The organism is Streptomyces sp. NPDC017529 (assembly GCF_044329785.1).
Lineage (GTDB): Bacteria > Actinomycetota > Actinomycetes > Streptomycetales > Streptomycetaceae > Streptomyces.
The window spans coordinates 205,360-230,950 of sequence record NZ_JBIRJY010000011.1 but is presented as its reverse complement, the minus strand read 5'-3'; the positions used below and the strand labels follow the sequence as shown (position 1 = coordinate 230,950).

24 protein-coding genes are annotated in these 25,591 nt (G+C 69.6%); 9 read left to right on the top strand and 15 right to left on the bottom strand.

Going from position 1 to position 25,591, the window contains the following annotated elements:
• The 3 genes from ACH4K4_RS26475 to ACH4K4_RS26465 form a co-directional block, all read right to left on the bottom strand.
• Nucleotides 1-1,314: a glycerate kinase gene (locus ACH4K4_RS26475; RefSeq protein WP_398170583.1), complete on the bottom strand. Its 1,314-nt coding sequence runs from the start codon at nucleotides 1,312-1,314 to the stop codon at nucleotides 1-3.
• Between the two features lie 69 nt (nucleotides 1,315-1,383).
• Entirely contained in the window at nucleotides 1,384-2,820 is a 1,437-nt protein-coding gene (locus ACH4K4_RS26470; RefSeq protein ID WP_398170581.1) for an SLC13 family permease, read from the bottom strand.
• 667 nt (nucleotides 2,821-3,487) lie between these two features.
• Nucleotides 3,488-3,838, bottom strand: coding sequence for a MarR family transcriptional regulator (locus tag ACH4K4_RS26465; RefSeq protein ID WP_398170579.1), 351 nt, complete (start codon nucleotides 3,836-3,838; stop codon nucleotides 3,488-3,490).
• Nucleotides 3,839-4,042: 204 nt separating this feature from the next.
• Between ACH4K4_RS26465 and ACH4K4_RS26460 the strand changes: the two genes are divergently transcribed.
• Nucleotides 4,043-4,723, top strand: a complete 681-nt coding sequence (locus ACH4K4_RS26460) for an ANTAR domain-containing protein (RefSeq protein ID WP_398170578.1) — start codon at nucleotides 4,043-4,045, stop codon at nucleotides 4,721-4,723.
• A 178-nt stretch (nucleotides 4,724-4,901) separates the two neighbouring features.
• On the opposite strand, the gene ACH4K4_RS26455 is transcribed toward ACH4K4_RS26460, so the two are convergent.
• Together ACH4K4_RS26455 and ACH4K4_RS26450 are read right to left on the bottom strand one after the other, a co-directional pair.
• A complete protein-coding gene (locus tag ACH4K4_RS26455) occupies nucleotides 4,902-6,542 on the bottom strand; it encodes a BCCT family transporter (protein ID WP_398170577.1) in 1,641 nt (546 codons plus the stop codon).
• 253 nt (nucleotides 6,543-6,795) lie between these two features.
• Nucleotides 6,796-7,200, bottom strand: a complete 405-nt coding sequence (locus ACH4K4_RS26450) for a hypothetical protein (protein ID WP_398170576.1) — start codon at nucleotides 7,198-7,200, stop codon at nucleotides 6,796-6,798.
• A gap of 327 nt (nucleotides 7,201-7,527) precedes the next feature.
• Between ACH4K4_RS26450 and ACH4K4_RS26445 the strand changes: the two genes are divergently transcribed.
• Complete coding sequence (locus ACH4K4_RS26445; RefSeq protein ID WP_398170575.1) at nucleotides 7,528-7,650, top strand: hypothetical protein; 123 nt, start codon at nucleotides 7,528-7,530, stop codon at nucleotides 7,648-7,650.
• A 310-nt stretch (nucleotides 7,651-7,960) separates the two neighbouring features.
• Nucleotides 7,961-8,917, top strand: coding sequence for an ROK family protein (locus ACH4K4_RS26440; protein ID WP_398170574.1), 957 nt, complete (start codon nucleotides 7,961-7,963; stop codon nucleotides 8,915-8,917).
• A 60-nt stretch (nucleotides 8,918-8,977) separates the two neighbouring features.
• Here ACH4K4_RS26440 and ACH4K4_RS26435 read toward each other — a convergent pair whose 3' ends face one another.
• The 4 genes from ACH4K4_RS26435 to ACH4K4_RS26420 all read right to left on the bottom strand — a co-directional run bounded on the left by ACH4K4_RS26435 (nucleotide 8,978) and on the right by ACH4K4_RS26420 (nucleotide 12,999).
• Entirely contained in the window at nucleotides 8,978-9,760 is a 783-nt protein-coding gene (locus tag ACH4K4_RS26435) for a methyltransferase domain-containing protein (protein ID WP_398170573.1), read from the bottom strand.
• 405 nt (nucleotides 9,761-10,165) lie between these two features.
• A complete protein-coding gene (locus ACH4K4_RS26430; protein WP_398170572.1) occupies nucleotides 10,166-10,294 on the bottom strand; it encodes a hypothetical protein in 129 nt (42 codons plus the stop codon).
• Between the two features lie 48 nt (nucleotides 10,295-10,342).
• Complete coding sequence (locus ACH4K4_RS26425) at nucleotides 10,343-10,858, bottom strand: hypothetical protein (RefSeq protein ID WP_398170570.1); 516 nt, start codon at nucleotides 10,856-10,858, stop codon at nucleotides 10,343-10,345.
• Between the two features lie 1,214 nt (nucleotides 10,859-12,072).
• Nucleotides 12,073-12,999 (bottom strand): NADP-dependent oxidoreductase, encoded by a 927-nt coding sequence (locus tag ACH4K4_RS26420; protein WP_398170569.1) that lies wholly within the window; start codon nucleotides 12,997-12,999, stop codon nucleotides 12,073-12,075.
• A 152-nt stretch (nucleotides 13,000-13,151) separates the two neighbouring features.
• Between ACH4K4_RS26420 and ACH4K4_RS26415 the strand changes: the two genes are divergently transcribed.
• Nucleotides 13,152-13,832: a TetR/AcrR family transcriptional regulator gene (locus ACH4K4_RS26415; protein ID WP_398170568.1), complete on the top strand. Its 681-nt coding sequence runs from the start codon at nucleotides 13,152-13,154 to the stop codon at nucleotides 13,830-13,832.
• 65 nt (nucleotides 13,833-13,897) lie between these two features.
• Here the strand turns inward: ACH4K4_RS26415 and ACH4K4_RS26410 are convergent, their stop codons facing one another.
• Both ACH4K4_RS26410 and ACH4K4_RS26405 read right to left on the bottom strand, forming a co-directional pair.
• Nucleotides 13,898-15,019 (bottom strand): DUF4037 domain-containing protein, encoded by a 1,122-nt coding sequence (locus ACH4K4_RS26410; RefSeq protein ID WP_398170567.1) that lies wholly within the window; start codon nucleotides 15,017-15,019, stop codon nucleotides 13,898-13,900.
• A 42-nt stretch (nucleotides 15,020-15,061) separates the two neighbouring features.
• Entirely contained in the window at nucleotides 15,062-16,036 is a 975-nt protein-coding gene (locus tag ACH4K4_RS26405) for an Lrp/AsnC family transcriptional regulator (protein ID WP_398170566.1), read from the bottom strand.
• Nucleotides 16,037-16,193: 157 nt separating this feature from the next.
• Here ACH4K4_RS26405 and ACH4K4_RS26400 point away from each other — a divergent pair, with 157 nt between their 5' ends.
• Nucleotides 16,194-17,675 carry an MFS transporter gene (locus ACH4K4_RS26400; protein WP_398170565.1) on the top strand — a complete coding sequence of 494 codons (1,482 nt, stop codon included), beginning with the start codon at nucleotides 16,194-16,196 and terminating at the stop codon, nucleotides 17,673-17,675.
• A gap of 149 nt (nucleotides 17,676-17,824) precedes the next feature.
• On the opposite strand, the gene ACH4K4_RS26395 is transcribed toward ACH4K4_RS26400, so the two are convergent.
• The 3 genes from ACH4K4_RS26395 to ACH4K4_RS26385 form a co-directional block, all read right to left on the bottom strand.
• Entirely contained in the window at nucleotides 17,825-18,520 is a 696-nt protein-coding gene (locus tag ACH4K4_RS26395; RefSeq protein WP_398170564.1) for a hypothetical protein, read from the bottom strand.
• Nucleotides 18,521-18,864: 344 nt separating this feature from the next.
• The gene (locus ACH4K4_RS26390) at nucleotides 18,865-19,053 is read right to left on the bottom strand and encodes a hypothetical protein (RefSeq protein ID WP_398170563.1); all 189 of its coding nucleotides are present in this window, start codon (nucleotides 19,051-19,053) and stop codon (nucleotides 18,865-18,867) included.
• A gap of 520 nt (nucleotides 19,054-19,573) precedes the next feature.
• Nucleotides 19,574-20,269 carry an SDR family NAD(P)-dependent oxidoreductase gene (locus ACH4K4_RS26385; protein WP_398170561.1) on the bottom strand — a complete coding sequence of 232 codons (696 nt, stop codon included), beginning with the start codon at nucleotides 20,267-20,269 and terminating at the stop codon, nucleotides 19,574-19,576.
• Between the two features lie 393 nt (nucleotides 20,270-20,662).
• On the opposite strand from ACH4K4_RS26385, the gene ACH4K4_RS26380 reads away from it, so the two are divergent.
• The 4 genes from ACH4K4_RS26380 (at nucleotide 20,663) to ACH4K4_RS26365 (ending at nucleotide 25,091) form a co-directional block, all read left to right on the top strand.
• Nucleotides 20,663-21,535 carry a LysR family transcriptional regulator gene (locus ACH4K4_RS26380; RefSeq protein WP_398170560.1) on the top strand — a complete coding sequence of 291 codons (873 nt, stop codon included), beginning with the start codon at nucleotides 20,663-20,665 and terminating at the stop codon, nucleotides 21,533-21,535.
• A 102-nt stretch (nucleotides 21,536-21,637) separates the two neighbouring features.
• A complete protein-coding gene (locus tag ACH4K4_RS26375; protein WP_398170559.1) occupies nucleotides 21,638-23,164 on the top strand; it encodes an amino acid permease in 1,527 nt (508 codons plus the stop codon).
• A 653-nt stretch (nucleotides 23,165-23,817) separates the two neighbouring features.
• On the top strand, nucleotides 23,818-24,309 hold the full coding sequence (locus tag ACH4K4_RS26370) for a hypothetical protein (RefSeq protein WP_398170557.1): 492 nt from the start codon (nucleotides 23,818-23,820) through the stop codon (nucleotides 24,307-24,309).
• Nucleotides 24,310-24,695: 386 nt separating this feature from the next.
• Nucleotides 24,696-25,091: a hypothetical protein gene (locus ACH4K4_RS26365; protein ID WP_398170556.1), complete on the top strand. Its 396-nt coding sequence runs from the start codon at nucleotides 24,696-24,698 to the stop codon at nucleotides 25,089-25,091.
• Between the two features lie 54 nt (nucleotides 25,092-25,145).
• On the opposite strand, the gene ACH4K4_RS26360 is transcribed toward ACH4K4_RS26365, so the two are convergent.
• A complete protein-coding gene (locus ACH4K4_RS26360) occupies nucleotides 25,146-25,466 on the bottom strand; it encodes a hypothetical protein (protein WP_398170650.1) in 321 nt (106 codons plus the stop codon).
• Between the last annotated feature and the right edge of the window lie 125 nt (nucleotides 25,467-25,591).

Genomic DNA, 25,591 nt, shown 5'->3' with positions numbered 1-25,591 from the left:
CTAGGTTCTCTTCGCCGCCTCGTGTCGGACGCTTCGCCCCACTCCCCTCCTGCGGCGTCGCCGTGATCGCAGGCGCCTTCGTTCTCCAACTCGTCCCGCCACTGTTACGCGTGGTACTGGACCGGGTGTGGGCGCCGGTGCGGTAGCGGGTGGCGGATGTGCACCGAGGCGGGTGCCGACCATCACCATGCGCAGGGCCTGTTCGGCGGCATCGGTCAGCAGCGCGGCGGCGTCCTCCATGGCCTCGCGCTGGGACATGGGTCCGCAGACAATGCAGGCGTAGGCGTCGATGCCGACCGGGCGGGTCTGCGCGGCGCCGCGGCCGATGACGCCGGCCAGCGCGATGACCTGTTTGCCCTGCCGTTTGGCACGGCGGGCGACCTCTGCCGGGATCTTGCCGTGCGGAGTCTGGTGGTCCAGCGCCCCTTCCGCGGTGACGACCAGGTCGGCCGCGGCCAGTTGCGTGTCGAGTTCCGTATACCCCGGAAGGGCGTCGAAGCGGGGCAGCAGCCGGGCGCCGAGGACGGCGGCCAGGCCCGCGCCGAGGCCCCCGGAGGCCCCGCCGCCCGGCGTGAGTCGTATGTCCGCGCCGCACCGGCGCTCCAGCAGCGCGGCCCAGTGGTCCATGGCCGAAGCCAGCTCTTCCACTTGGTCGTCCGTTGCGCCCTTTTGCGGCCCGAAAACCCGTGCGACGCCGTTCTTGCCGGTCAGGAGGTTGTACGGATTGCAGGCGACGAGAATCTCCGTATCGGCCAAACGCGCGTCCAGGCCGCCGAGTTCCAGGCGGGCGGCGCGGAGCAGGCCGTTGCCGCCCGCCGGAACCGGGCGGCCGTCGGCGTCGAGCACGCGGGCGCCCAGCGCGGTCAGGGCGCCCGCGCCGCCGTCGCAGGTTCCCGAATCGCCGCAGCCCACCACGATCCGTTCGCAACGCTGGTCGAGGGCGGCACGGATCAGTTCCCCGACCCCGTAGGTGGTGGTACGGCCGGGGTCCCGGGCATCGTCGGGTACGAGGGCGAGTCCGGCCGCCGCGGCCATTTCGACGACCGCGGTCAGCGGGCCGGCGCCGCCCAGGACGGCGATGTGCGAGGAGACGGCGTCCCCGGTGGGCCCGGTGGCCGGCACCGGCACCAGCCGCCCGCCACTGGCGGCGGCCAGCGTACGGGCGGTGCCCTCGCCGCCGTCGACCAGGGAGACGGCGGTGACGCGGGCGTCGGGCAGCACGCGCCGGATTCCGGCACTGATGGCCGCGCCGACCGCCTCGACGGGCAGACACTCCTTGAAGCCACTGGGAGCGACCAGTACGCGCAAGGTCATGAGTTCTTCCCGATTCCTCGGCGGCGGTCCCGGCCGGGGCCGCCACGACGTACACGCGTCGCGGGGTGCTCAGCGCAGGGGCAGGCCCAGCCAGGGCCAGACGGACAGGGCACAACCGACGGTCACCGCCGCGGTGACCGGGCCGAGCCAGGCAGACAGGCGCAGCAGGTCCCGTTCGCCGAAGACCGGGGCGCCACCGCTCTGGGCGAACAGGGCGAGGGGCTTGGCCGAAGCGACGGTGGTGTGGCAGAACCCGGCGGCGGCGGTCGAGGCGAAGGCCAGCGCGGCTGGTTGCAGGCCCGCGGCCGAGGCCAGCGGGATGACCAGCGGCACCAGTACCGACGAACGGGCCGAACGTGACTGGAGCACCAGGTGGGAGGCCGTACTGACCACGACGACGGCCAACAGGACCACGACCGGGCCCGCGGCGGCGGGAAAGACGAGAGAGGTGAGCCAGTGTGCCGCTCCCGAGGAGGCCAGGGCGCCGCCCAGCACGGTCGTGGTCACCATGAACATCAGCAACGACCACGGCACCGCGTCGAGGGCCGCCGACATGCCGATGGTGCCCCACTTGGGCGCGGTGATCAGCACCGCGCCGCCGAGCGCCGTGATGGCGGGCGGGATGCCGTGCAGGGACTCGGTGCACCACAGGGCCATGACCACGAGAAGGACCGCGCCGGCCCGGGCCTCGTCAGGCGTGAGCCGCCCGTGCCGTCCAGGCTGCCGCGGCTCCTGCTCGCCCACCGCGGGGTCGTCAACCGTACGCGGCAAGGGGGCGCGGCGTTCGTCGCGGTCGGTCATCGTCCGCAGCAGCCCCTCCGTCGCCAGGTGGGAGCAGATCAGCGCGAACGGGAACCCCAGTACCAGCCAGCGCAGATAGCCGATGCCGTGGCCCGTCGTGCCGGCCAGGAGCTGGCTGGTGATCAGATGGGCTCCCGCACCGGTCAGGGTGGCCATGGCGGAGAGCAGCACCACGGCGGGGAACAGGAGGGACAGGGCGCGTACGACCGTGACGCGCTCCTGCACCGAGGCGGCCAGCGCCGTGAAGACGGGAAGCACCAGGGCCGCCCGGCCCGCGGTGGCCGGGAGCGCGAAGGCCGTCAGTACCAGCGCCGCCGCCACCAGGTGGAACAACTGCCGCACCGTACGGGCGCGGGCGCACAGGGCCAGGGCCGCCCGGGCCGGCAGGCCCGTCGCGCCGATGCCCGCCGCCAGCACGAAGGCCGCGATCAGCAACCACACCGTCTCGTTTCCGAGCCCGGCGAACAGCCGCCCCGGCGCCACGGTTCCGGCGGCGACGAGCACCAGTACGGCGATCAGGCCCACGAAGGTGGCGTCGCCCCGGCCGGACACCCACGCCAGGGTGGCCCCGGCGAAAACCGTCAGCGCGACCGCCCCCTGCGCGGACGGGCCCGCACCCGACCAGACGACGCCCAGCGCGGCGGCCACTGCCAGCAGGACGCCTGCCCATACGATGGCGGGCCACTGTCTGAACAGTCCGGGCAACGCCGTGGTGGCCCTGCCGGCAACCCTGACCGTCCTCAGCAACAGGCAACGTATGTGCCGGTACGGATATCGCACGGTGGACCTCCCTGGTCGATCCCGGTGGGGCGCCGAGCGACGGTCGGCGGTCCGGGCCGGTCATGGCAGGCGGGGAGCGGACAACGGTGATCGTGATCAGTCGTTCCCGCTCCGGCCCCGGATGCCTCCCTGGTTCACCCCACCGCCACGGATTGGGAGACGTTCGCCGTCCCGTCGAACTTCTGGGCGGTGCCGTCAGCGTCGTGGGCGTGGTCCTCCTCAACCGGCATCAGCAAGCCGGTCTCCCGTGTCGGCTGAAAACGTCTCCGGGACCACCTGCTCGCGGCTTCCCTGCCGTATACGAGCAAACCGTTCTCACGGAGGGGCCGGTGCTGCTCGCTCTACACCTCCGGCAGGCCGACGCGCTGCAACTCCGCGGGGCTCTCCCGCCTGTCGCGTGTGCCGTGGCCGACTCCCGGGCCGGAGACTTCCTGCCTGGTCGCCACCGGCGCCGCTGCCGTGCCGCTCCCCCGTATGGCCCTACCGGACACCACCGCGCCCCTCAGCCTGATAGGCCATGCGGCACCCGCGGGCTGTGTCGTCGCGAAGAAGCGCACGGTTGGCGGCTGACGAGACGCGGCCCGCTCCGCGGCTACTGGCACGTGCCGTGCCGGTCGTGCTCGTCGGCCAGCGTGGTGCGGTCCGCTTCGTCCTGGACGAGCAGGGACAGCAGCGAGGCCACGGTCAGACCCGCTTCGGCCGGGTGACGCAGGATCTTCCCGGCTTCGATCCGGTAGGTGTTGGCGCGGCCCTCCCGGATGTGGGAGAGGTACCCGTCCCCCTCCAGGTCGGCGATGATCTTCTGGACCGCGCGCTCGGTCAGCCGGCAGCGCGCGGCGATGTCACGTATGCGGGCGTGGTGGTCGTCGGCGATGGCGGCCAGCACCCGGGCGTGGTTGGTCACGAACGTCCATCCCGTGTGCGGCTCGGGCACGTCATTCATGCGCCGATCCTACCGATCAGCGATTCACGCACCCAGAAGCACGTAATTTTCTTCGTGTATTGGTTGACGTGTATGAGTCGGTGGAAGAGCCTGGATGCGGAGCCGGACAAGCCCACGAGGAAGAGGAAGGCCATGCCGGAGCCTGCGCACAGCACTCCTCCCCACACGAAGCGAGACACCGAACGCGCCCCCACGGCGACACCGGTGGAGCCCCAACCGTGCCTGGTGGTCATCGAGGTCGCCGCGGACGGCGACCGTACCGACGTCGCGGTCAGGGGAGAACTCGACCTGGACACCGACCAGCACGTCGAAAGGGCCCTGCACGCGTCCCTCAGCAACGCCGTTCACGGCCTCGACCTCCACCTCGGCGCCGTGCACTTCTGCGACTGCGTCGGCTTGGGCATCTTGCTGCGCCTGCGCAGCCGGGCCCTGGAACAGAACAAGACCGTCACCATCCGCACCAGCAGCCGCGCCGTCAACCACATCCTGGACCTGACCGGCTCCCGGGAACTGTTCGCCGGCCCGGCCCCGCCCGGCCGGAGCGCGCCCCGCTCCCTTGCCCGAAGCCGGGCCCCGCACCAGGACACCGACGAAGAACTCCGTACGGAGCTGGGCCAACTGCGCCGCGCCATGCAGACCCGCCCTGTCATCGACCTGGCCCGCGGCATCCTCATGGCCAGCTTCAACCTGGACCCCGAGGCGGCCTGGACCGTCCTGGTCGCCACCTCCCAGAACACCAACACCAAACTGCACCGTCTGGCCCAGGACCTGGTCGACAGCCTGCGAGGAACCGCACTGCCCGAAGCAACCCAGAGGCAGCTGGCCACCGCGATCGCCACGGTCAACGCCACTCCCCCGGCCCCGCCGGCGAAGGCCTCCCGATAGAAACGCTGGATGCCCGAGTGGTCGTACTTGGCAGAACCACAAAGATGGCCAGTGATGTTCGTGGCCGGGGCCGTTCGGACCGGGTCGGCCACGGCTCCGGCTACGACACCCTCACCGATGACCTCGCGGCGCTGCTCGATCGCCTCGACCGGACCTGCTCGGCTTCATCACAGACACGTCATCCCGACGACCGCTCGGCCGGGACGATGCCCTGCTCCCGTGCCATCTCCTTGGCCACGCGCGGAGCGGTCCAAAGCGTCGGGAGCATGATGAAGCCGACGGGCACGGCCGTGACGACGATGAACGACTGCAGCGCCGTGATGCCACCGTCACCGACGAGGATGAGGACGGCAGCCGCGGCGCCCATGAGCAGGGCCCAGAAGGCGCGTACCGCACGGGTGGGTTCGCCGGTCCTCGTACCGGCGGCGGCGATGCTGTACGACATCGAGTCGGTGGTGGTCACCACGAACGTGACGGTCAGCAGGAGCAGCGCCACCGCGACCACGGCACCCATCGGGAGCTGTTCGGCCATGGAGATGACGGCGGCGTCCATGCCGACGGCCTTGAGCGGGCCCGAGACGGTGCCGGGGTGCTGCTGTTCGAGGAAGATGCCGGTGCCCCCGAACACGGTGAACCAGAACATGGTGGCCAGCGGAGGGATGACCGCGGTGGAGACGACGAGGTCGCGCACCGTACGGCCCTTGGAGATGCGTGCCACGAAGATCGACATCAGCGGTCCGTAGCCGAGGAACCAGCCGAAGAAGAAGACCGTCCAAGAGCCGAGCCACGCGTGGTCGCCCCGGTTGAGAGCCAGCGGTACGAAGTCCCGTACGTACTGGCCGAGCCCGCCGAGGAAGGAGTCGATCACGAAGCCGAGGGAGCCGAGCACGAGGAAGACGGCCATCAGGCCGACGGCGAGCCAGATGTTGGCCCTGCTGAAGAACTGGATGCCGCGGTCGATGCCGCTGGCGACGGACAGGACGGCGACGACGGTCAGCAGGACGATGACGCCGAGCTGTACGGGGTAGCCGCCGGAGATGCCGAAGATCTCGGAGAGGCCGTAGGAGACCTGGAGCCCGAGGAAGCCGATCGGCCCGACGGTTCCGGCCACCACGGCGATGACGCAGACGATGTCGACGGCGGCTCCCAGCCGGGAATGCCGGATGCGCTCGCCGAACAACGGGTACAGCAGCGTTCTCGGGCGCAGCGGCATCCCGCGCTCCTGGCCCCGGATCATCACGATCGAGGCGAGGGTCCCGAGGACGGCCCAGGCGAGGAAGCCCCAGTGCGCGAAGCTCTGGGAGAGCGCCGCTTCGGCCGCCTGCCGGGTGCCGCTCTTGACGCCCTCGTAGTACGGAGGTGTCTGGACGTAGTGCTGTACGGGTTCGCCCGCCGCGAAGAAGACCCCGCCGCCCGCGAGCAGCGTCGACATGATCATCGCGACCCACTGGAACCTGCCGTACTCCGGACGCGCCCCGGAGCCGCCCAGCCGTACCTTCCCGTACCGGGAGAACCCCAGCCACAGCGCGACGCCGAACGTCGCGAGCAGCAGCACCTGCCACAGCGGACCGAACCAGCGCGCGACGAAGGTGAAGACGGCGTTCACTGCGTCGCCCGTGGCCGTGGGCGCGATCAGCGCGGCCAGGACGAACGCGGTGAGCAGTCCGCCACTGACGGCAAGCACCGGTACGTCGGTACGTCTACGGTCTCCGGGCGGCGACGTGGGCGGCGTATGGCACCCGTCGTCACCTTCGGTGGTCGGCTTCGCACCGGCGGGGGCGGCCGCGCCGGTGACGGTACGGGCAGGGGAAGTCGGCATGAGGTTCCTTGCTGGCGGGGTCATTCGCACACGGGGGCATGACGCACCGCAAGGACGCACGCGCTCACGAGACGCAGGACCGCTCGGTGCGCGGGTCAGGGGGGAAGGCTGCTATCCGTAAGGTGGTGTGGTCAAATTCGGGACAGACGCCCACAACCTGTCAGTGCCTCCCCGACCTGCTATTCCGCCCCTGAAGGGGTCCGGTGGTTGATAAAGATCACTCCCGGGCCCGTGCGGCTCCGGCCGGCCACGGTCACGTGCGGACTTCCCGGTGCGCGACGGCGAGGGCCAGCCCAGACGTTCGCATCTGCGTACCGCCCCCCATCCGGGCTGCCAGAAGGAGAAGGATCACAGCCCAGACGGCAGCGGCCGCGCCCATGACGAGGAGCGTACGGATCCACTGCCGCAGCCAGCGTGGTGCCGGGGTCACAGTGGTGACCACCGCCGCGACATCGACCAGGGCGAAGCCGGCCGCAGCGCCGAGGAGCACCCCGGCCATCCGCAGGGTGACGGCGGCACTGTCCGGCTCCACGACGGCGCCAGGCATCGTTGCTGCTGCCATGCCGAGGGACAGCACAGCCGTGGCGAGCACGGGTTTCCAGTCGACGGCCCGGACGAGCGGCCCCAGCAAGACACCGGCAAGTCTGATCAGTCGCACAGGGTTGATCAACCGCACGGGGTTCCCTCCGTTCTCCGGGAGGCGGCTGTGTGATCCAGGCGAAGAAGCGGCAGGGCTTGGTCGATGGTGGTGGCGGGGTCCGTAAGGGCGGCCCAGTTGGCCCAGACACGCTCGACCTGCCGCGACGGGCCGACTGACGGGTGCCTGGCAGGGCATTGAGAGCCGGCCGGCGGCCTCCGGAGGCCTGCCCGAAGCGGACCTCGATCGGTCGGCTGCGGGCAGCGGTTCGTACCCATCTCGCGGGGACCGCATCGATGACCGCTCGGGCGGCTCCGCCCTGCCGAAGCCGTCAACCGCCGTCGTCACATGGCCCGCGAAGACATCGGCCCTGTCTTCTCCAGCAAGAAGTACCTGGGCTGGAAGCTGGTTGATCCGGCTGAACGGGGCCATGAGGCGATCCGGCTGTTTTGGGGCGCGACTGAACAGTGAGTTCAGGGCTTGCTGGCTGGACTCCTGTCCAGCAGGGCCTGGCCAAGTAGGTGAGCCGGGGAGGCATTTGTTGCTGTGTGCGGGAGGCGTCCTCGTCTCGTGTGGGGCGGTGTAGCCGACCTTTGAAGGCAGTTGGGTCCTTGCGGTGGGGCACTGGGTGCGCTTCTCCCGTTGGCGGCCGCCCATGTGCTGGAGTATTCCCGACAGCGCACCGAGCCCGAACGCCAGGTCGCCTTCCGTTCGCCGAGCGGGAGACGGACGGTGTGGTGAACGGGCTGCGCACAGGCGCCGATGGAGGTGGCGTTAAGTGGTGAGGGGCAGCGAGGTGGTGCTCGGGCTGGATATCGGTGGCACCACCGTGAAAACGGCTCTGGTCGCGCGGGACGGCACGGTCGTCGCCGAGGGACGGTGTGCCACAGGTCCGGAATACGGGGGCGCGGCTGTGCTGGCCACGGTGCTGGAGCAGGCCGCACACGCGGTGGGCGAGGCTAGCGATATGGGGGTGACGGTCCGGGCGGCGGGCATCGCCGCGTGTGGGCTGGTCGACGAGGAGCGCGGGACGGTGGAGTTCGCGCCGCACATCGGCTGGCAGGACGTGCCGTTGCGCCGGCTGGCCGCCGATCGTCTGGGCCTGCCGGTGGCGCTGGGCCACGATGTGCGGGCCGGCGGCCTGGCCGAGACCCGTCACGGGGCGGGCCGGGGCGAGGACGTCGTTTTCTTCGTCCCGCTGGGTACCGGCGTCGGCGGAGCGGTGCTGTGGCACGGCCGTCCGCTGCCGGGCAGTCACTGGCGGTCCGCGGAGATCGGGCACGTGGTGCTCCGGCCCGGCGGTGACGAGTGCACGTGCGGTCAGCGTGGCTGCCTGGACACGTTCGCCGGCGGGACCGCGATCGCGCACCGCTACCTCCAGCAGTGCGGCCCGGCGGCGGGCGGCCCGGCCTCCGGGGTGGACACGGCGGAGGTGGTCCGCCGGGCGGCGGCCGGCGACCGGGTCGCCGCCCGGGTGTGGGAGGAGGCCATCGAGGCGCTGGCCCAGGCCCTCCTGGCCGGTATCACACTCTTCGATCCGGGCGTGCTCATCCTGGGGGGCGGGCTGAGCCAGGCGGGCGACCAGCTCCTGGTCCCCCTGCGCCGGCATCTCGAACGCCGGATGGCCTTTCAGGTGCTGCCCCGGCTTGTGCGAGCCGAGTTGGGCGAGGCTGCCGGCCGGATCGGCGCGGGCCTGCTGGCCTGGGACCTGGCCGGCGGCCCGGCCGCCCCCGGCTGACGCGATCCGCACACGGCCGCGGACCGCGGTGCGCAGGCAAGCATCGCCGGGCGCGTGCGGTCAGCCGGGTTTCTGCGCGACGACGAACAGGGACCGGTACGGCAGGACGGTTCCGAACTCTTGTCGGGGATACGTCTGGCGCAGCAGCCCGGCGTATTCCGTCAGGAACTCGCGCCGCTCGTCGGCCGGGAGGCGGGCCAGTTCCCGGGGCAGGCCGGTGCCCCGCATCCACCGGAACACGGCATCGGCGCCCGGCAGGACGTGCCGGTAGACGGTCTCCCACACCGTCACCCGGCAGCCCAGGCCCAGCAGGACGCGCCGGTACTCTTCGGGGTCCGCGACCCATTTCGTCGGATACACCAGCGGGCCAATCCGCTCGTGCCACCGCGGCGCCGCGCACAACTTACTCAGCAGCGACTGCCGCGGCACTCCGGAATCGGCCGGGACCTGGAACGCGAACCAGCCCGCGGGCTTCAGCAGGCCCAGGTACCGTTCGAAGAGCTCGGTGTGCCGCACGACGCACTGCAGAGCGGCGCTGGAGACCAGCACATCCAGCGGCTCCGCCGGCCTCCAGCTGCGCACGTCCGCGAGCTGGAAGCCCAGCTTGCCGGGAACGGCGTACCGGCGTGCGGCCGCCAGCATCTGCGGCGACTGGTCCACCCCGGTGATCCGCGCGAAAGGCCAGCACTCCCGCAGGTAGACCGTGCAGTCCCCGGGGCCGCACCCCAGATCCGCCACTGCCTCCGGTGCAGGCGCCCGGATACGGGAGACCAGATCGGCGAACGTCTGCCGGCGCTGCTCACCCGTGGCCAGGTAACACTCCAGCTCCCACAAGTCGGCCATGCTCCCCCTCCGGGCCTGCCATCCGTCCCGTACCGAGCAGAACAACAGCTCGCGGAGGCTACACCCGATGCAAAAGGCAAGACGAGACAGCCTCGCCGGAACCCAGGCTTCCGCCTCGATACGACGCCGTCCTGCTGAGCCGCCGACGCGAAGGCTGGGCGGCCAGGCCCGGGCAGGGCCCGCCCCCGCGAGAAGGTGGCGCACACGTGAGCGACTCCAAAACTCGCCGATATTCCGCGCTCCGCGACTCGCCAGCCGCCGTCCGAAGCCAGCAACAAACGACTCCCGGACTGACCTGCATAGCCAAGGGCCGGACCGCGGGAGACCTGACAGCCGGGTTCATTCACGGGTGGCTTGGGATCTGGCGAGCGGGACGACGACGGCCGATGGCCTGGCGGCCTGCCCTCACAGGGCGGTGTTCTCGGCGAGCACGGCGGTCGCGCGGTTCATGGTGGCTCTGCTGACGCCTGCCTCTCGCCAGATGTTGTACTTGGTGAGCTTGCCGTCGGTGTGCTTCGGCCGGCCGGTGAGCAACCGTTCCCATCGCCTCCCGCGGGGCACGCTCGGTGGCCGGGGCGGTGCTCATGGCGTGGCCTTCCTGATGACGAGGTCGACCTCGGCCAGCTGGGCGTCGATGTGCGCGCGGCGGCCTGAGGGCAGGCCGGGCTGGTCGAGGAGCTGGTCAAGGGAGGTGTGTTCGGTCCGCCAGATCGGCAGGTGTTCGGGGGCGATGACGCTGTTGGCGCAGCGGGAGGGACGGCAGCGGTCGATGAGCGGTCCTTGGTGGCCGGCGGGGACGACGGCGTCTTCCAGGCATTTCGCGCCGGTGGGGTCGTCGTCGTTCATGGTGCAGTGGTTGAGCGTGCCGAAGCGGATGGAGACGCGGGTGCGGCGCAGGAGGTCGTGTTCGACGCGGGTGTCGCCGTGGCGGGCCTGATGGGTGGCGCGCAGTTGGCCGGCTTGGTGGCGGATGTCGGCGAAGGCCTCGCGCAGGCGGCCGGCGCCGGGTCCGTAGCCGATGTTCTCGCCGCGGCTGTCGGCGTCGAACAGGTCGGTCAGGCGCGTCAGGCGGCGGTCGTGGATGGCCTGGGTGGTCACGGATGAGCCTGGCCATGGTGCGGCGGAACATGTGCGGGGTCACGCGCCCCGCAGGGATGGCCGGCAGGCCGGTGGTGTGGCGGTGGGCGTTGACGTGGGTACGGAACTGGTCGGGGACCCGTCCGCTGACGAAGCCGGCGCCGCCGAGCCAGGCGGAGGAGAAGACCAGGTCGGGGTGAGCGGACAGCTGGGAGGCGATATCGATGGCCTGCGCGACCGGCTCGATGATCCACCAGTGCTTGACCGGCAGGTCCGGGTCGAGCTTCTCCTTGGTCGGCTTCACCGCCGGGCTGCTGTAGTACTCCACGACGGAGTTCTTGACGGTCTCGCGGATCTCGCAGTCGCGCATCATCGACAGCGCCGCGGTGAACAGGTAGCAGGCGTGGACCAGGGCGCTGGCCTCCGCCCGCAGTCCTTGCGGGTGCAGGGCCGTGTGCCAGGGCCCGATGCTGCCGTCCGGGCGGGTCACCAGGGCTGGTGCGGCGAGCAGGCCGGGCTGGGTGCGGCCGGCGGCAACAAGGTGTTCGACTGCGGCCCGCCAGGCGCGGCCCGGCGTGTTCTTGGCCAGAAAGAGGTCGCAGTGCCCCGGATCGGCGCCGATCAGGTAGGTCACCAGGGACCAGTGGGGGCGGCCGTCCCCGTGGACGAGGATGCGGGTGCCGGGCTCGGCCAGCCAGGTCTGAAGGCGGTGGCCCGCCTCCGCGAGCGGCAGGCGCTGTGCCTGTTCCCGCAGGCGGCGCCAGGTCCGCAGGGCGGTGAGGATGTCCGGGGCGAAGGTGTCGATGTAACTCCAGGCGGCGCGTACGGGGGGGGGAACCAGGTCTCGGGTGCAATGGCCGGGGTCCGGATCGGGCCGATGTTCGGCAGGCCGAGCACCTCGTTGGGGCTGCGGCCCGGCCACGGGCCCTGGGCCAGGCCGCCGTCGGCCAGAGCGGAGCGGAACTGGTGCAGGGACTTGATCAGGTGGATGTGGCCGGCGGCGCTGAGTGCGTCGGTCGTCTCCAGGCGGTGGTCGAGGTAGGCATGGAAATCGTCTGCCGTCCAGCGGTCCAAATCCTGCGGCAGCCGGTGATCGGCGGCGAAGGCCGCCCTCGGCCCTGGCCCGAGTCCACCGCGTCCGGCACCATGGCGCGACCGGCAGGCCGACGAGCAGAACACCATCGTTGACTTCATCAACGGCATCAGGGGGATTGCGGGCCTGATCATCCGCCATGTCAGGGCACGGTAATGACGATCTTGCCGCGCGCGTGTCCGGTGGCGCTGACGTCGTGAGCGGTGGCGGCCTCCTTCAGTGGGAACACGGCGTGCAGCGGGACGGTGAGGCGGCCGTGGTCGGCGAGATCGGCCGCCAGTGGCAGTCCTGCCCAGCCCGGCGACTCTCCTGCTTCGGAGCGGGAGAACCGCACTCCGTGCCGGCCGGCGTCGAAGTCTGCAATGGTCACCACGCGGTGCGGGTCGCCGGCGATGGCCACCAGTTCGGCAAGAGAGCCCTTCCCGGCCGCGTCCAGAACCACGTCGACACCGTGCGGAGCCAGTGGGGCAAGGCGATCGGCCAGCCCCGCTCCGTAGATGACCGGTACGACGCCGAGCTGGTCGAGGAAGCCGTGGTTGCCTTCGCTCGCGGTGCCGATCACGGCGAGGCCGCGGGCCTGGGCGAGTTGCGCGGCGATGGTGCCGACGCCTCCGGCGGCACCATCGATCAGCAAGGTCATGCCCTCGGCGGCTTCCAGGGCGTCCAGTACACGCGTGGCTGTGTCGATGTTGCCCGCGGCGCCACCCGCTTCCTCGAAAGACCATGACTGAGGCTTGGGCGCCCATGCCTCCAGTACGGCGTACTGGGCCGCGGCGCCTCCCTGATCCGCGAAGGGGACGAGGCCGAAGACCTCGTCCCCGACGGCGGTGCCGGTCACCCCCGCTCCCACCTCGTCGACTATCCCGGCGGCATCCATGCCGGGGATGTGGGGGAAGTCCAGGGTGGCGATGTCCCGCAGCATCCCTGAACGCAGGTACCAGTCAGCAGGGGTGACGCCGGTGGCGCGCACCGCGATGCGGATCTGACCGGGCCCGGCGTGCGGCTCTTCGGCCTCCTCCACGCAGAGGACCTCGGAACCGCCGTAGCGGTGGTACTGCACAGCAAACACGGACAACCTCCGTACACATGGCAAGTCGTTCAGCAGGAGAGTTTGCAGCCGCTCACCTCTGCGGCACAGAGCCGACCGCGGGGCACCGCGGCACCAGGTCACGCTAACCCGCTAAACGAACGACCCCTTCCATTTGTGGTTAAGTGAGAGACATGCCTGGTCAACCGTCTCGGAACCCGCCCTCCTCCGCCTCCGACGCCCCTGTCCCGGGCCAGAGAGCCGATGCCCGGCACAACCGCGCCCGGCTCCTCCAGGCCGCCCGCGAGGCGTACGCCCTCAACGGCACCGACGTACCCTCCAGCGCAATCGCCCGCAGAGCCGGCGTGGGTGCCGCCACTCTCTACCGGCACTTCCCGACCCGCGGCTCGCTGATCGCCGCGGCGTTCTCCGAACAACTCGCCCAGTGCGTGGCAGCCCTCGACGAAGCCCTTCAGGACGACGATCCCTGGCACGGTCTTTGCACCGTTCTCACCAAGGTGTGCAGGATGCAGGCCCAGGACCGCGGGTTCAGTGCCGCTTTCCTCTCCCAGTTTCCCGACGCGCCCGACGTCCATCGTGAACGTGCCCGCGCCGAGGCAGGCCTCGCCCAGCTGGTACAGCGTGCGAAGGACACCGGGCAGCTGCGCAAGGACTTCGACCCCAGCGACGTCACCCTCCTGCTCCTGGCCAACAACGGCGTCGTGCGAGAGTCCCCGGCGGCCTCCACGGCCGCATCCCGCCGCCTGCTCGCCTACTTCCTCCAGTCCTGCCGGCCGACGGACGCCGCACCCCTGCCCCAGCCCGCGCCACTCCGCCTTGACGATCTCTACAAGCCACCACACCGAACCGGTTGACCGGCAGCGTCCGAGCTGACTGCGACACCTCTCACCGGCTGTCCTACGTGGGCCTTCCGCCCTTGTCATGCAGGACTCCGCGACAGCTTCTCAGGGGCGTGGGTCACTGCCCGCGTGGCCGTTCGTGTCAGTTCGAGGTGGTTGAGGACGTCGGTGCTGTCGACGAACTGGTCGATGGCGCCGGTCGTCGGCAGTGTACGGATGGCCGGGTCGGTGATGCGGGCGGTCAGCGCCGCGGTGAACCGTTCGGCGTGCAGGACCTGGAAGGGCCTGCTGTGGTAGGGGCGCGTCGCGGGGTCCACCGGGTCTGTGAGGCCGAGGTGATTGTGGGCGGCCCCGATGGTCTCGTAGGCACGGGCCAGATGGTGTTCGCGGGTGTGCCAGTCGGTGGCGGCGAGGGCCGCGGTGAGGCCAGGCATGAGGGCGGATGCCTGGGGGACGCGGGCGAAGGCGCTGCCGAGCCATTTGCTGTAAGGCGGGTACCGGCGGTCCATGAGAAGGCAGAGCCGCATGAGATCACGCACCAGACGAGCGGCGACGATGGCGGAGCCGAGTTCGTCGCCTGCTTCGCCGCAACGGCCGACGAAGGCTTCTTCCTGGGAGATGCGCTGCCACTGGCAGGCGAGCAGGTACAGCCAGAGATCGTGGGGGTACCAGTCGAGGCTCGCGCGTGCCGGTGCGAGCCGGCCGAGTCCGTCGTGGAAGACGGCGCCGGCCGTGACCTCGGCGAGTCGCTGAGTGGGGGTGCTCAACCAGTTCGTCAGCGTGATGTCCTGGCGAGGGTCGAAGCCCAGTTGCGCGCTGAACCAGGAGCCTGGGTCTGTGATCTCGACGCGGTGGTGCACCGGTCCGTCTGTCGCCTGCATGGTCCCGACCCCCGCCTCAGTGGTGGAGGCGAAGTGCGTTGGGTAGCCGCAGAAGGTTTTCGGCAGCCGTTCAGAGAGCAATTGTGTGATCGCTGCTCCGTGGCGGGCGACGTCCTCCGAGCTCAGGAAGAGCTGCAACCGGGGTCCCCACTCGTGGTCGGCTGAGCGGGCGGTATCGAATCCCAGAACCTCCGAGCCACCGCCAAGGCGGGCGGCTGAATGAGTGACCCCGGGAATGCTCTTCTCCAGCAGGGGCCGCACGGCTTCGACGTAGAAGCGGCGGGACAGCTCCAGTCCGGGAATGAAAGAAGGCGTGCTCATGGCCCAGAGGATGCCGGAACGGCAGGTGAGTTGAGCGCGCTTTCACCCAGTGGGGTGGGGTGTGAGGTGGCCGGCTGCTTTGAAGGTGCGCAGGACGGGCGCGGTTTCCAGGGTATGGATCTGTGTGAGGGCGCCGAGGCGGCGAGTGAGGTAGCGGTGGAGATCGGCTGGGCTGGAGCACAACGCTTGCGCGAGCAAGTTGGTGGGGCCGGTGGTGGCGACCACCGCGGCGAGTTCACGGTGAGTGGCGAGCGTGGTCGCGACGTGTTCGAGGTGAGCGGGTGCGACAGCCATCCACAGGAGCGCCTGGGTGGTGATGCCGTAGGCGGCCGCGTCGACTTCCACGTCGAAGAAGAGCACTTGACGGGTACGGAGGTCATTCAGGCGACGTGCCACGGTCGCCTGTGTGTAGCCGGTTGCCCGCGCGAGATCGGCGTACGAGGCACGGCCGTCGTGCCCCAGGGCATCGATGAGGGCGTGGTCTGCGTCCGTGAGCGGCGCGGGGCGGGCCGTATCGGGCGGCAGCGCCGGTCGCAGCTGCCGTTGCTGGGTGGCGGTGAGTGTCTGTTCCCGACCGCGCCAGCCTGAGGGTCCGCCCAGGTAGGTGTGCAGCAGGCAGTGGGCGGACACGGCTGTGATGCCACGGGTGTGAGGGAGCTTTTGCAGGACGGGCGGGTGTGCGCCCTGGGAGGCGTGGACGAAGGTGAAAATCTCGGTGCCTGCGGAGGTGAGCTTGACCCAGGAGGTGTCGGGGCGTCGGGCCAGTGACCGGGCGAGCGCTTCGGAGCTTCCCGGGGTGGCGCCGAGGCGCACCAGCCACTGCGTCCGCCCGCCCCGGGCTGGCTCGGCGAGGCCGACCACACGTAGCCCGGCCTCGGCACGCAGTCGTTGGAAACGACGCATGACGGTCTGCGTTGACACACCCAGAACCTGGGCGATCTTACTGAACGGGGCCCGGCCGTCGATTTGCAGGGCTTGTACGAGGCCCCGCTCCACATCATCCAGCACAGGAGACATAGGAAGCATAGGAACATTTTCTCGCTCAGACGCCCTTGCTTGGAAGAAAACATGGGTCTTCAACGCCTGGCTGGAACATCACACGGGGTAGCACCGACTCTGACTCTCACCCGGGACAGGGGAACGGGCCGAAGGCCGGACAAGAGGGGAAGAGACTGTGCTGCGAGAGACCCAGGCCGTCGAAGGGGTGGCCCATAGGTGGCGGTGGCCGGCGCTCGTCACGCTGCTGATCGCCGAGGCGATGAACCTGCTCGATTCGACGATTGTGACGGTCGCGGTACCCGTCATCCATGCCGACCTCGGAGGCCCCGCTTCCGAGATCCAGTGGTTCAACGCCGCCTACACGCTGCCGTTCGCGGTGCTCTTGATCACCGGCGGCCGGCTGGGGGACCTGGTCGGGCGGCGCCGCCTGTTCACCATCGGAGTCACCGGCTTCGCCCTCGCCTCCCTGGCCTGCGCTCTGGCCCCGTCCGCAGGACTGCTCATCGCCATGCGGGCGGTCCAGGGGGTCGCGGCAGCCCTGATCATTCCGCAGACGATCGGCCTGATCCGCAGCATGTTCGACGGAGCGGAGCTGGCCAAGGCGATGGGCAGCATTGGCCCGGTGATGGGGCTGGCCGCGGTTCTTGGGCCGGTGCTCGGCGCCGTCCTCACTCATGCGGACCTGTTCGGCTCCTCATGGCGGGCCGTCTTCCTCGTCAACCTGCCCCTGGCAGTCTTGGTGCTGGCCACGGTGCCGCTGCTGCCTGGGCGGAACGCGGCTTCCCGCCCGCTTCGTCTGGACGGGGTGGGTACAGGGTTGGCCGTCCTCGCCACCGCATTGATCGTTTACCCGCTCATCCAAAGCAGCACGATCGGCTGGCCGGTAGGGAGCTGGGGCGCGCTCGGAGCCGGTTGCGGCCTGCTGGGGATCTTCGTCCTTCACCAGCAACGCCGTTCTCGGGCCAGGCGTACTCCCCTGGTCGAGGTAAGCCTGTTTCACGACCGCGGTTTCCCCGCGTCGCTCGCCACCTCAGCGCTGTTCTTCACAGCGGTCAACGGGCTGACGCTGGTCATCGTGCTGCAGGTTCAGTTGGGGCTCGGACGCGGTGCGCTGGTTGCCGGGCTCACGCTGCTGCCCTGGTCCGCCGCGATGGCAGTCTCCTCTTGGTTGGCAGGCACCCGCCTGGTCCCCCGCCACGGCTCGAAGGTGATGTTCGCCGGCCTCGCCGCTCTGTGCGTCGGCCTCATCGGCGCCGTGATCTCGTACGGAACCACGCAGCCCCACACCTACCCCTGGCCCCTGCTCGGCGCACTCGCCGTGGCCGGTACGGGAAACGGGCTGTTCACCGTTCCGTTCTTCACCACCGCGCTCTCCAGCGTCGGGCCCCACGAGACGGGATCAGCCGCCGGGCTCCTCAACGCCGTCCAGCAACTCGGCGCGACCTTGGGCACGGCCGTATTCGGTGCCGCCTTCTTCAACACTCTGGGCACCGAACCCGCAAGCGGCTCACTGGTGGCGGCCCAATACGCCTTCTGGATTGCTGCCGGGCTCCTTGGGCTCACCGCCGCGACCGCGACCGCCATGCTCGGTCGTCGTCCTTCAACGCCTCTTGCCGCCATTCGCGCTTCAGGGCCACGCCGTACGACACAGCGCTGACGACCCACAGCCAAGGTTCGGATCACCGCCCGCCCCTCACGGCCCCCCGCGGTACGCGGACGGAGCAAGCCACGAGGGGCGTGGGTGTTGGTACCGCGGCGCACCCAGGCCGACAGGCCGGGACCCGAGTCAGGAGACCGCGTGCCTGTTCAGGCTGCGTACTGGCCGCGCCCCGGGCGCTTCAGCAGCCCTGCCTTGACTGCGCGTTCCAGAGTGTTGCGCAGCGATTCACGCTGGCCGGCGGTGTCCTCCCGCCCCAACTCGGTGTTGATCTCGGCCGGGCGCATCGGGGCTCCGTGCTTCTGCAGGATCGTAAGGGCCGCGCTCAGGAGAGGCGAAGCCGCCTTCGTACGCTCGTCAGCCGCCGAAGCAGTTGCGCGCGAACCGGCGGCCGTCTTCTTTTTGGCTGCCGCCTGGGACGACCTTGGCTTCTTCGAGGCTGCCTTGTCCTTGCCCGTCGCCGGCTTCTTGCCGGCCGCAGCGGCCTGACGGGTTGTTCCGGCCGACTTGCTGGCTGTACGGGGCTGGGGCACCGTGGTGGCGGCTTCGGCGGCCGGCGCAAGAGCCTCGGGTCCTGCGGGCGGCTGCGATGCCCCCTCCCGGGCTTCGTCGACCGGCTCCTGCTGTACCTCGGGCTCGGGCTCCGGAGCCGTGGCCGGCTCGGGCGAGGCGGCGCCAGTCAGAACGCGCAGGTGCTGGAGTGCCTGCTGCGCCGATGCCAGGTGCTGCTCGACCTCACGGAGTTCATTGCGCAAGGTCTCCTCACGTGCGGTCAGTTCCGGCAGCTGTCGTTCGAGGTCGGAGATGGCCTGCTGGAGAGCGGACGTTTCGACGGTAGGAGTCACCTGTTGTCCTTAGGTCGTTGCCTGACAGTGGTTCAGTCACCGTACGCGCCCCACGAAACATTGGGGTCCGATTCTGCACACATTGCGTCCCGACAGCCCTACCAGGCAAGGGCACACGCCTGGCGGGGCGCCGCTCCGATGCCTGGTGACGGCGCCATGGCCCCTGCCAGACCGGTGCTTTGGACCGCCGCGCCCCCTCGCCCGGCGGGGCCTGCCACGAACGAGTCGCTACTGATCAGCGCATTGACGGTCGCACGCGCACTGGCCTCGCTCGCGGGTCCGGTCCGGTTGGGGAAGCGCTACGTCTCGGACCAGGTGGGCGCCGCCCCGGGCTTCATAACACTTCAGCCATCAACGTCCATTTGCCCGTCGTGCTTCGCCTGCCCCGTCCAAGGGTTGATCCCTTGCTCAAGGATCCGCCGCTCCTCGCGCCGATGCAGGAAGGTGTTGCGCCCCTTGCCCCACAGATCGTCACCACTGAGTGGACATTCGTCGAACTCGGCCTTGAACGTCTTCTTCAGGAATTCCGTCATATTGCAGTCGTAGACCGACCACCGGGTGTCGGTGTGTCGCCCCCAGACAGCTACCGGCCACTGGTCGGGATCGCTGCCGGTGGTCAGCCAGCACAAGATGTCGGCGCACCCGGCTTCCGGCCGTTTACCAGAGGTTCATTGCGACCTATGGCGAGGGAGGCATAAATGCGTACCTGGAAATCAATTCACCTCGTACCGTAGGTGGTGATGGTTTCAAGTACATTCAATGCCCGCCCAGCCGACGTCTTGAGTTCCTGCGCCGGCGTGCGGGGGCATAATACGGACCAACTCGGCCCAGGCCGCTTCATCCATTGCGACTTCTCCCTGTTTTGCGGTGAACAATCCCAGATTATTCCAGCCCCGTGCCGGTCAGGGCGCCGTGGCACTGGATGCGCAGGTGGGAGGAGACCACGGGTGCGAGCGCAGGAAAGCGCCGAGCCGCCGCTGGAGTTCAGCGGCGGCTGCGGATTTCAGGGAATGCCATGAAGTTGCGTGGCCCGGCCGGGTCCGGCCGCGGCGTTTACCAGGGCACGACCTGCCCCTGGTAGTCAACGAAGTGGAGACCGGGCTTCCCGTGGTGACGCTCGATCGATTCCGCCACTCCGGGAATGCTTTCTTCCACGCTGAGTTCGGCTTCGGGCCCGCCGAGTTCGGTCCGCACCCAGCCCGGGTCGACGAGCAGCAGCGCCCGCGTGTCCTCGGCGTAGCGGACGGCGTAGCTGCGCATCAACTGGTTGAGCGCGGACTTGCTGGCTCGGTACAGGTCCTGCCCGCCCTCGGTGTTCAGGGAGATGCTTCCCTGGTCGGAGGACATGATGCCGATGGTCCCGGTCGGCGCGACCAGCGGGCGGAGGTACTCCACGACACGCATCGGGCTGAGCGCATTGGTGATCATTACTTCGGTGAACATGTCCGTCGAGACCTCGCCGATCGGGAGGTTGCCGCGCGTGATGGCGGCGTTGACGAAGAGCAGGTCGAGGGTGCGTCCTTCCAGTCGGTCGCGCAGTGAAAGTATTTGCTCTGGATCGGTCATCTCCAGCGATTCGATGGTCAGCCGCCCTTCGGACGCCTCGGCCAGGTCGTGAAGGCCGGTGCGCCCGCTGCCGCGGACCGTGCCGATGACGTCCCAGCCGCGGCGGAGGTACTCGGCGATAAGTCCGAGGCCCAAGGTCCGGGAGGCCCCGACGACGAGGGCGGTCTTGCGGGTGTCGGTCATGTGATTCCTATCGTGGGCCGGGAACGGGTCAGGAACGGATCGGGTACGGATCGGGGGCGGAGTTGGGAACGAGGTCAGGGCCTTACTGTCAGGGCCGTCGCGAAAGTGCGGCCGGGAGCAACGGCGGCAGCGGGTGGTACGGGCGCCCGCAGAAACGGCCGTGCTCAGCCGAGTGCCGGACAGCACACCGAGTCGGCGCCGACCAGGGCCCCGTCAGGGGACTCGGCATTGTGGTTCGAGCCGGTCACGGCATCGACGCGCTCACGGTCGGCACCGAAGGCCTGGCGGGACGCGCACGATGCCCCCACCTCGTGTTGACGATCATGTTTCAAGTTTCCGGGTGCTTCGGCCGAGCGTCCAATACTCTTCCGACCGCATTGATACCGTTGCGGCATGGATCCGGTTTTAGATCTGCGAAAGCTGCGCTATTTCGTCGCGGTGGCCGAGCACCGGCACTTCGGCCAGGCGGCTCAGGCACTGTTCATCGCGCAGCCGGTCCTCAGCCGGCAGATCCGCGCGTTCGAACAAGAGCTGGGCTGCCAGTTGTTCACCCGGACCACACGCAGCGTTGAACTGACCCCCGCGGGACAACAGCTGTACGACGAGGCGCGCAATATCACCTCGGTGGTGGCCGCGGCGCTGCGGCGCGTGCACGAGGCCGCGCGGGGCGAGCAGAGGCTCGTCATCGCCTTCTCGCCCGGCCTGCACGTGTCGGACGCGATCCGGGCGTTCTCGGCGAGCCACCCGGAGGTCGAGATCGATGTCTTTCCGCTGCGCTGGTGGGAGCAGGACGCGCCGCTTCGCGACGGCCGCGCGCACGTCGGATACCTTCGGCGCCCCTTCGACGATTCGGGGTTGCGCACCGTCCCCATCGGTCGCGAGACCAAGGTCGCGTGCCTGCCCGTGACGCATCCGTTGGCCGGCCGCCACACACTCACGTCGGCCGATCTCGACGGTGAGGCAATCCTCGACGTCAAGAAACGGCGGACGTCCTCGCTGGAAGAGAAGTTCGAGCTCATCGCCTCCGGGCAAGGCATCGCACTCGTCCCGCTCAGCATCGCGGGCTCGTATTCCCGCCCTGACCTCGTCTACCTGCCCATCACCGACGCTCTGCCCGTCGAAACCTGCCTGGCGGTACCGGACAGCAGTTGCGCGGACCCCGTACTGAACTTTCTGGACATCGCCACCGCGACGCTGCGCCGACCCTCCGGCGTTGCGGTGGTGGAGGAAGACGGGGAAGCGAGCCCGGCGCCCGGCGTCCGGTAACCGCGGCGGAAGTGGCTGCTGTTGGCGTACCGAAGTTACGGGGAACCAGGAACGCTTGGCAGGCGGCAGCCCCGCCGCCCCTCGCCTCGCATGGGAGCCTCGATGCGTACTTCAGCAAAGGCACGACGGCAGCCGCCCGGATCGCTAGACGACGAGCGCATTCTCCAGGAGCTCGGCTACACCCAGCAACTGCGGCGCAGGATGGGGGCGTTCGGCAATTTCTCCGCCTCCCTTTCGGTCATTTCCATCATGTCCGGGGCCCTGCTGCTCTTCGGCTACGGTCTGAACGCCGGCGGCCCGGCCGTCGTCATGTGGGGGTGGCTCGCTGTCGGGCCACTGGTGCTGTGCCTGGCGGCGGCCCTGGCCGAGATCACCTCCCGCTACCCCACCAGCGGCGGCCTGTACTACATGGCCCGCCAGCTTGGCGGTGAGCGGTGGAGCTGGTACACCGGCTGGCTCAACCTCATGGGTCTGCTCGGCGGGATCGCGGCCCAGGACTACGGCATCGCGACCTTCACCGCCGCATGGATGAACCTGCAGTTCGGTTTCGTGCCGTCCCCGGGCTCCCTCCTGGCCCTCTACGCGGTCGTCCTCGCGCTGCACGCGATCCTCAACCTCTTCGGCACCCGCTTGATGAACCTCCTGACGTCGCTGAGCGCGTGGTGGCACCTGGCCGGAGCCGTCGTCATCATCGGCGCCCTGGCGCTTCTCCCCTCCCACCACCAACCGGCCGGCTTCGTGTTCTCCGCGTTCACCAACAACACCGGTTGGAGCAGCCCGGCGTACGTGATCCTGCTGGGCATGCTGCTGCCGTGCTTCGCCCTGGCCGGCTACGACACCTCGGCCCACCTGAGCGAGGAGACCAGCCAGGCTTCCGTCGCCGCGGCGCGCGGGATCGTCCGCTCGGTGGCGGTGTCCTGGGTCGCCGGTGGCATCCTGCTGGCGGCGCTGCTGTTCGCCATACAGGACTACTCCGCGACCCTGGCCTCTCCGACCGGTGTGCCCGTGGCCCAGATCTTCCTGGACGCGCTGGGCGTGGCCACGGCGAAGGTCCTGCTGCTGGTGATCATCGTGGCGCAGTTCCTGTGCGGCTACGCCGTGACTGCCAGTGCCAGTCGCATGATCTACGCGTTCTCCCGGGACGGTGCGCTGCCCGGATCGGCCCGCTGGCGGAAAATCAGCCCACGCACCGCCGTTCCGTCCCAGGCCGTCTGGCTCGCGGTCACCGTCGCGTTCGCGCTCGCCCTGCCGTCCCTGTATTCCGCCACCGCGTTCTCGGCGGTGACCGCCATCTCGGTCGTCGGCTTCACCCCCGCCTACGCCATCCCCGTACTGCTGCGCCTGCTCCACCGCGACAAGGGGACGTGCGGGCCCTGGCACCTGGGCCACTGGAGCCGACCGATCGGCTGGGTGGCGGTGCTGTGGGCAGCGGTCGTGACGGTGCTGTTCCTGCTGCCGCAGACCAGCCCGGTCACTGCCGCCACCTTCAACTACACGCCCGTCGCGGCGCTGGTGGTACTCACCCTGGCCGCCCTGTGGTGGCGCGTCGGACGCCGCTCGTACGGCGTGCCCCGCTCCGGCACGGCCGACGCCCCGGACCAGGTGGAAGAAACCCAAGGCACCAGCTGACGGCAACCACCTATCGTCGGCGGAAAGGCCAGCGGCTGATAGGCCGGTAGTTGGTCCGGGGGCCCGGTGATCCAGTGATGAGCTTCGGCGGCAGCCATCCGCGTCCCTGCGTATCTGGCCGTCAGCAGGGGCTCGACGAGCAGCAGCAAGGGAGCGGCGGCGCTGCCGAGCGGCTGGAGGCAGGTCAGGTGGCCGTGGGCCGGGCGAATCACGGGTATCAGCTGGTCGGCGGCCTCCGGGAAGGTCTCGGCCGCTGCTTTGAGTAGCTGGGCGCCGGGGCTGTGCGGTATCGGTTCCAGGGCGCGAGGGTCATGGGAGCGCACCAGGGCAAGAAGCGCGGGCTCGGTGATCTCTTCCGTCTCGGTACGCGCGTAGCGGTACAGCGTGTCCTGGACGTCGGCGCACGGCTCGGGCAGGTACCCGATCCACTGATCTGTTTTGCCGGGCATGTGTATTGCGACGAGTGGGGCGAGAGTGGCGTCTGTCAATTCCTCGACGGCATGCTTCACCCTTGACGGCGACGAAGGGGCAGCGTGATGACCAGGTCACCGCAACGGTGGATGCTGTCATTCGAATGAGTGGGTCTCGTGCGGTTCCCCTGGGGGCAGCCACCGGTCGAAGTTGACCACTGACTCCAGGCTAAGGAGTTCACTGTGACGACGCCGCCCGACCCGAACCGGTTCTACACGCCCGCGGGCATCTCCCGTACGTACGTCGCTTCCCGTTCGCAGCGGTGGGAGACCAGCTCCGACAGCGGCTGGATCTACCTGCCGGACACCGAAGTCAACCCGTCCGTGGGCGGATCGACCTCCCCCTCCTACGGGGCGATCTTCATCGCCACGTTCAGCGCCGAGGCACTGTCCTCGGCCAGCAACAACAACAACGTCCTGTGTCTGGACATCGAGTTCGACGGTGAAAGCGGCTACCCGCGCGACGTCGACGGCAACTACCGCTTCGCCTCGGCGTCCGCCTCCGGCGAATGGGCCAGCCACACCACCATCCGCCACTACCGCGTAGAGCCCCGCATGAACGCCGACACCGTCCCCATCAAAGTCAAGGTGAGGAACGGCCGCAACGCCTCCACGAACAACGGCCGCCTGGGCCTGCAGAACTGGACCCTGCGCGTGGACCGCTACAACCTCTGAGAACACAACCGTCCGGTCCCCCGGGCGGTCGCCGGGAAGCAGATCGTGCTTCACGGTGGTTCTCAGTCTCGCTAGTCCCGCTGAATGCGGGCCGGGCCCTTCAACGCCTGCTGAAGGGCCCGCGAGTCATCTCGGTAAGCTGCTGGAAATATCCGCTGCACGCCGTCGTCGTGCCCATACCGACCGGGGTCAGGGCGGGCCATTGGACGAGGTCCAGCTCGGCCGGGGTTCTCATGGTCCACGCTCTTCGACTGATCAGGTGCGTTGACCATATCGAGCACCACTGACAATCCTGTGCCGCGTCGTTCCCTGAAGCGTTGGTTCGCTCAATGGGTCTGAGTGCGGGTACTCAGGCGCCCTGAGCGCTTGCCGTACAGGGTGAAGGCATGTTGAACCGTGAGCTACGCGTCTGGATGAAGGGGGTCGCCGTCGCGGCCGTCGCGGCCCACGTGACGTACTGGGTCTCACGGTCCGCGCAGCGATGGGCGGCGGGGGCGCGTCAGGCATATCCGGATGGCGGAGCAGGTTCAGGGATGGTCGAAGAGGTGCTGGCGTCGATCGTTCCGGTCGTAGTGGTGCCGTTGATACTGGCGGTGGGGATGCGGCTGCTCAGGGAACGGGAGACGCACATCTTGACGGCTGCGGGGTCGGGGGCCTGGTTCGCCTTGGGCGCTCAGGTGACCGTCAGCGGGACCAGTGGCACGGAGCGGGAGGCCTTTCTTGCCGCGTTCGCCCTGCTGGGTGGCTTCCTGGCCCTGGTGCGGCTGGGGCCTGAGAGTTGACCGGCAGCCGCACCGCGTCCCGGGACGCGGTGCGGCTGCCGGTGTGCCGGAGTGCTACGCGGCGCCGGGCCCGTCGAGGAACCGGAGCAGCACGGCTGCCTCCGCGCGGAGCCGTGCGGCCCGGTCGGCGTGTGCAGGCGCGGTCAACTGCGCCGCGGCGTCCAGCCGTTCGGTGGCCTCGGCACGCACGATGTGCACCACTTCGCGCTCGCTCAGTTCGCGCCGTACCGCCTCGGTGGCACCGGCGCCGACCGGCGAGTGTTCGATGGCCCCGCCGCGTAGCCCGGCTTCCTGCGGGGGCACCGCCTCGGCGTTGTCCAGCGCGGCGAGTGTGGCGCGCAGTGCACTCACCGCGGCCTTGTCGCGGGCACGCATGGCTTCGGGAAGGGCCTGACGCAGTTGCAGACGTAGGGACATGCCGATGATCTTACGGCCGGATTGACCGGAGTGGCGGCGGCCTCCGGCAGCCCGGTCGTCGCGGCGGCGCCGGCGCCGCCGAC

What these genes read in the sequence shown, in the direction of transcription:
- ACH4K4_RS26475 (WP_398170583.1), bottom strand. Translation starts at nt 1,314, where the DNA reads ATGACCTTGCGCGTACTGGTCGCTCCCAGTGGCTTCAAGGAGTGTCTG.
- ACH4K4_RS26465 (WP_398170579.1), bottom strand. Translation starts at nt 3,838, where the DNA reads ATGAATGACGTGCCCGAGCCGCACACGGGATGGACGTTCGTGACCAAC.
- ACH4K4_RS26455 (WP_398170577.1), bottom strand. Translation starts at nt 6,542, where the DNA reads ATGCCGACTTCCCCTGCCCGTACCGTCACCGGCGCGGCCGCCCCCGCC.
- ACH4K4_RS26445 (WP_398170575.1), top strand. Translation starts at nt 7,528, where the DNA reads ATGGCCCGCGAAGACATCGGCCCTGTCTTCTCCAGCAAGAAGTACCTG.
- ACH4K4_RS26435 (WP_398170573.1), bottom strand. Translation starts at nt 9,760, where the DNA reads ATGGCCGACTTGTGGGAGCTGGAGTGTTACCTGGCCACGGGTGAGCAG.
- ACH4K4_RS26415 (WP_398170568.1), top strand. Translation starts at nt 13,152, where the DNA reads ATGCCTGGTCAACCGTCTCGGAACCCGCCCTCCTCCGCCTCCGACGCC.
- ACH4K4_RS26410 (WP_398170567.1), bottom strand. Translation starts at nt 15,019, where the DNA reads ATGAGCACGCCTTCTTTCATTCCCGGACTGGAGCTGTCCCGCCGCTTC.
- ACH4K4_RS26405 (WP_398170566.1), bottom strand. Translation starts at nt 16,036, where the DNA reads ATGTCTCCTGTGCTGGATGATGTGGAGCGGGGCCTCGTACAAGCCCTG.
- ACH4K4_RS26390 (WP_398170563.1), bottom strand. Translation starts at nt 19,053, where the DNA reads ATGACGGAATTCCTGAAGAAGACGTTCAAGGCCGAGTTCGACGAATGT.
- ACH4K4_RS26385 (WP_398170561.1), bottom strand. Translation starts at nt 20,269, where the DNA reads ATGACCGACACCCGCAAGACCGCCCTCGTCGTCGGGGCCTCCCGGACC.
- ACH4K4_RS26380 (WP_398170560.1), top strand. Translation starts at nt 20,663, where the DNA reads ATGGATCCGGTTTTAGATCTGCGAAAGCTGCGCTATTTCGTCGCGGTG.
- ACH4K4_RS26375 (WP_398170559.1), top strand. Translation starts at nt 21,638, where the DNA reads ATGCGTACTTCAGCAAAGGCACGACGGCAGCCGCCCGGATCGCTAGAC.
- ACH4K4_RS26365 (WP_398170556.1), top strand. Translation starts at nt 24,696, where the DNA reads ATGTTGAACCGTGAGCTACGCGTCTGGATGAAGGGGGTCGCCGTCGCG.
- ACH4K4_RS26360 (WP_398170650.1), bottom strand. Translation starts at nt 25,466, where the DNA reads ATGCGTGCCCGCGACAAGGCCGCGGTGAGTGCACTGCGCGCCACACTC.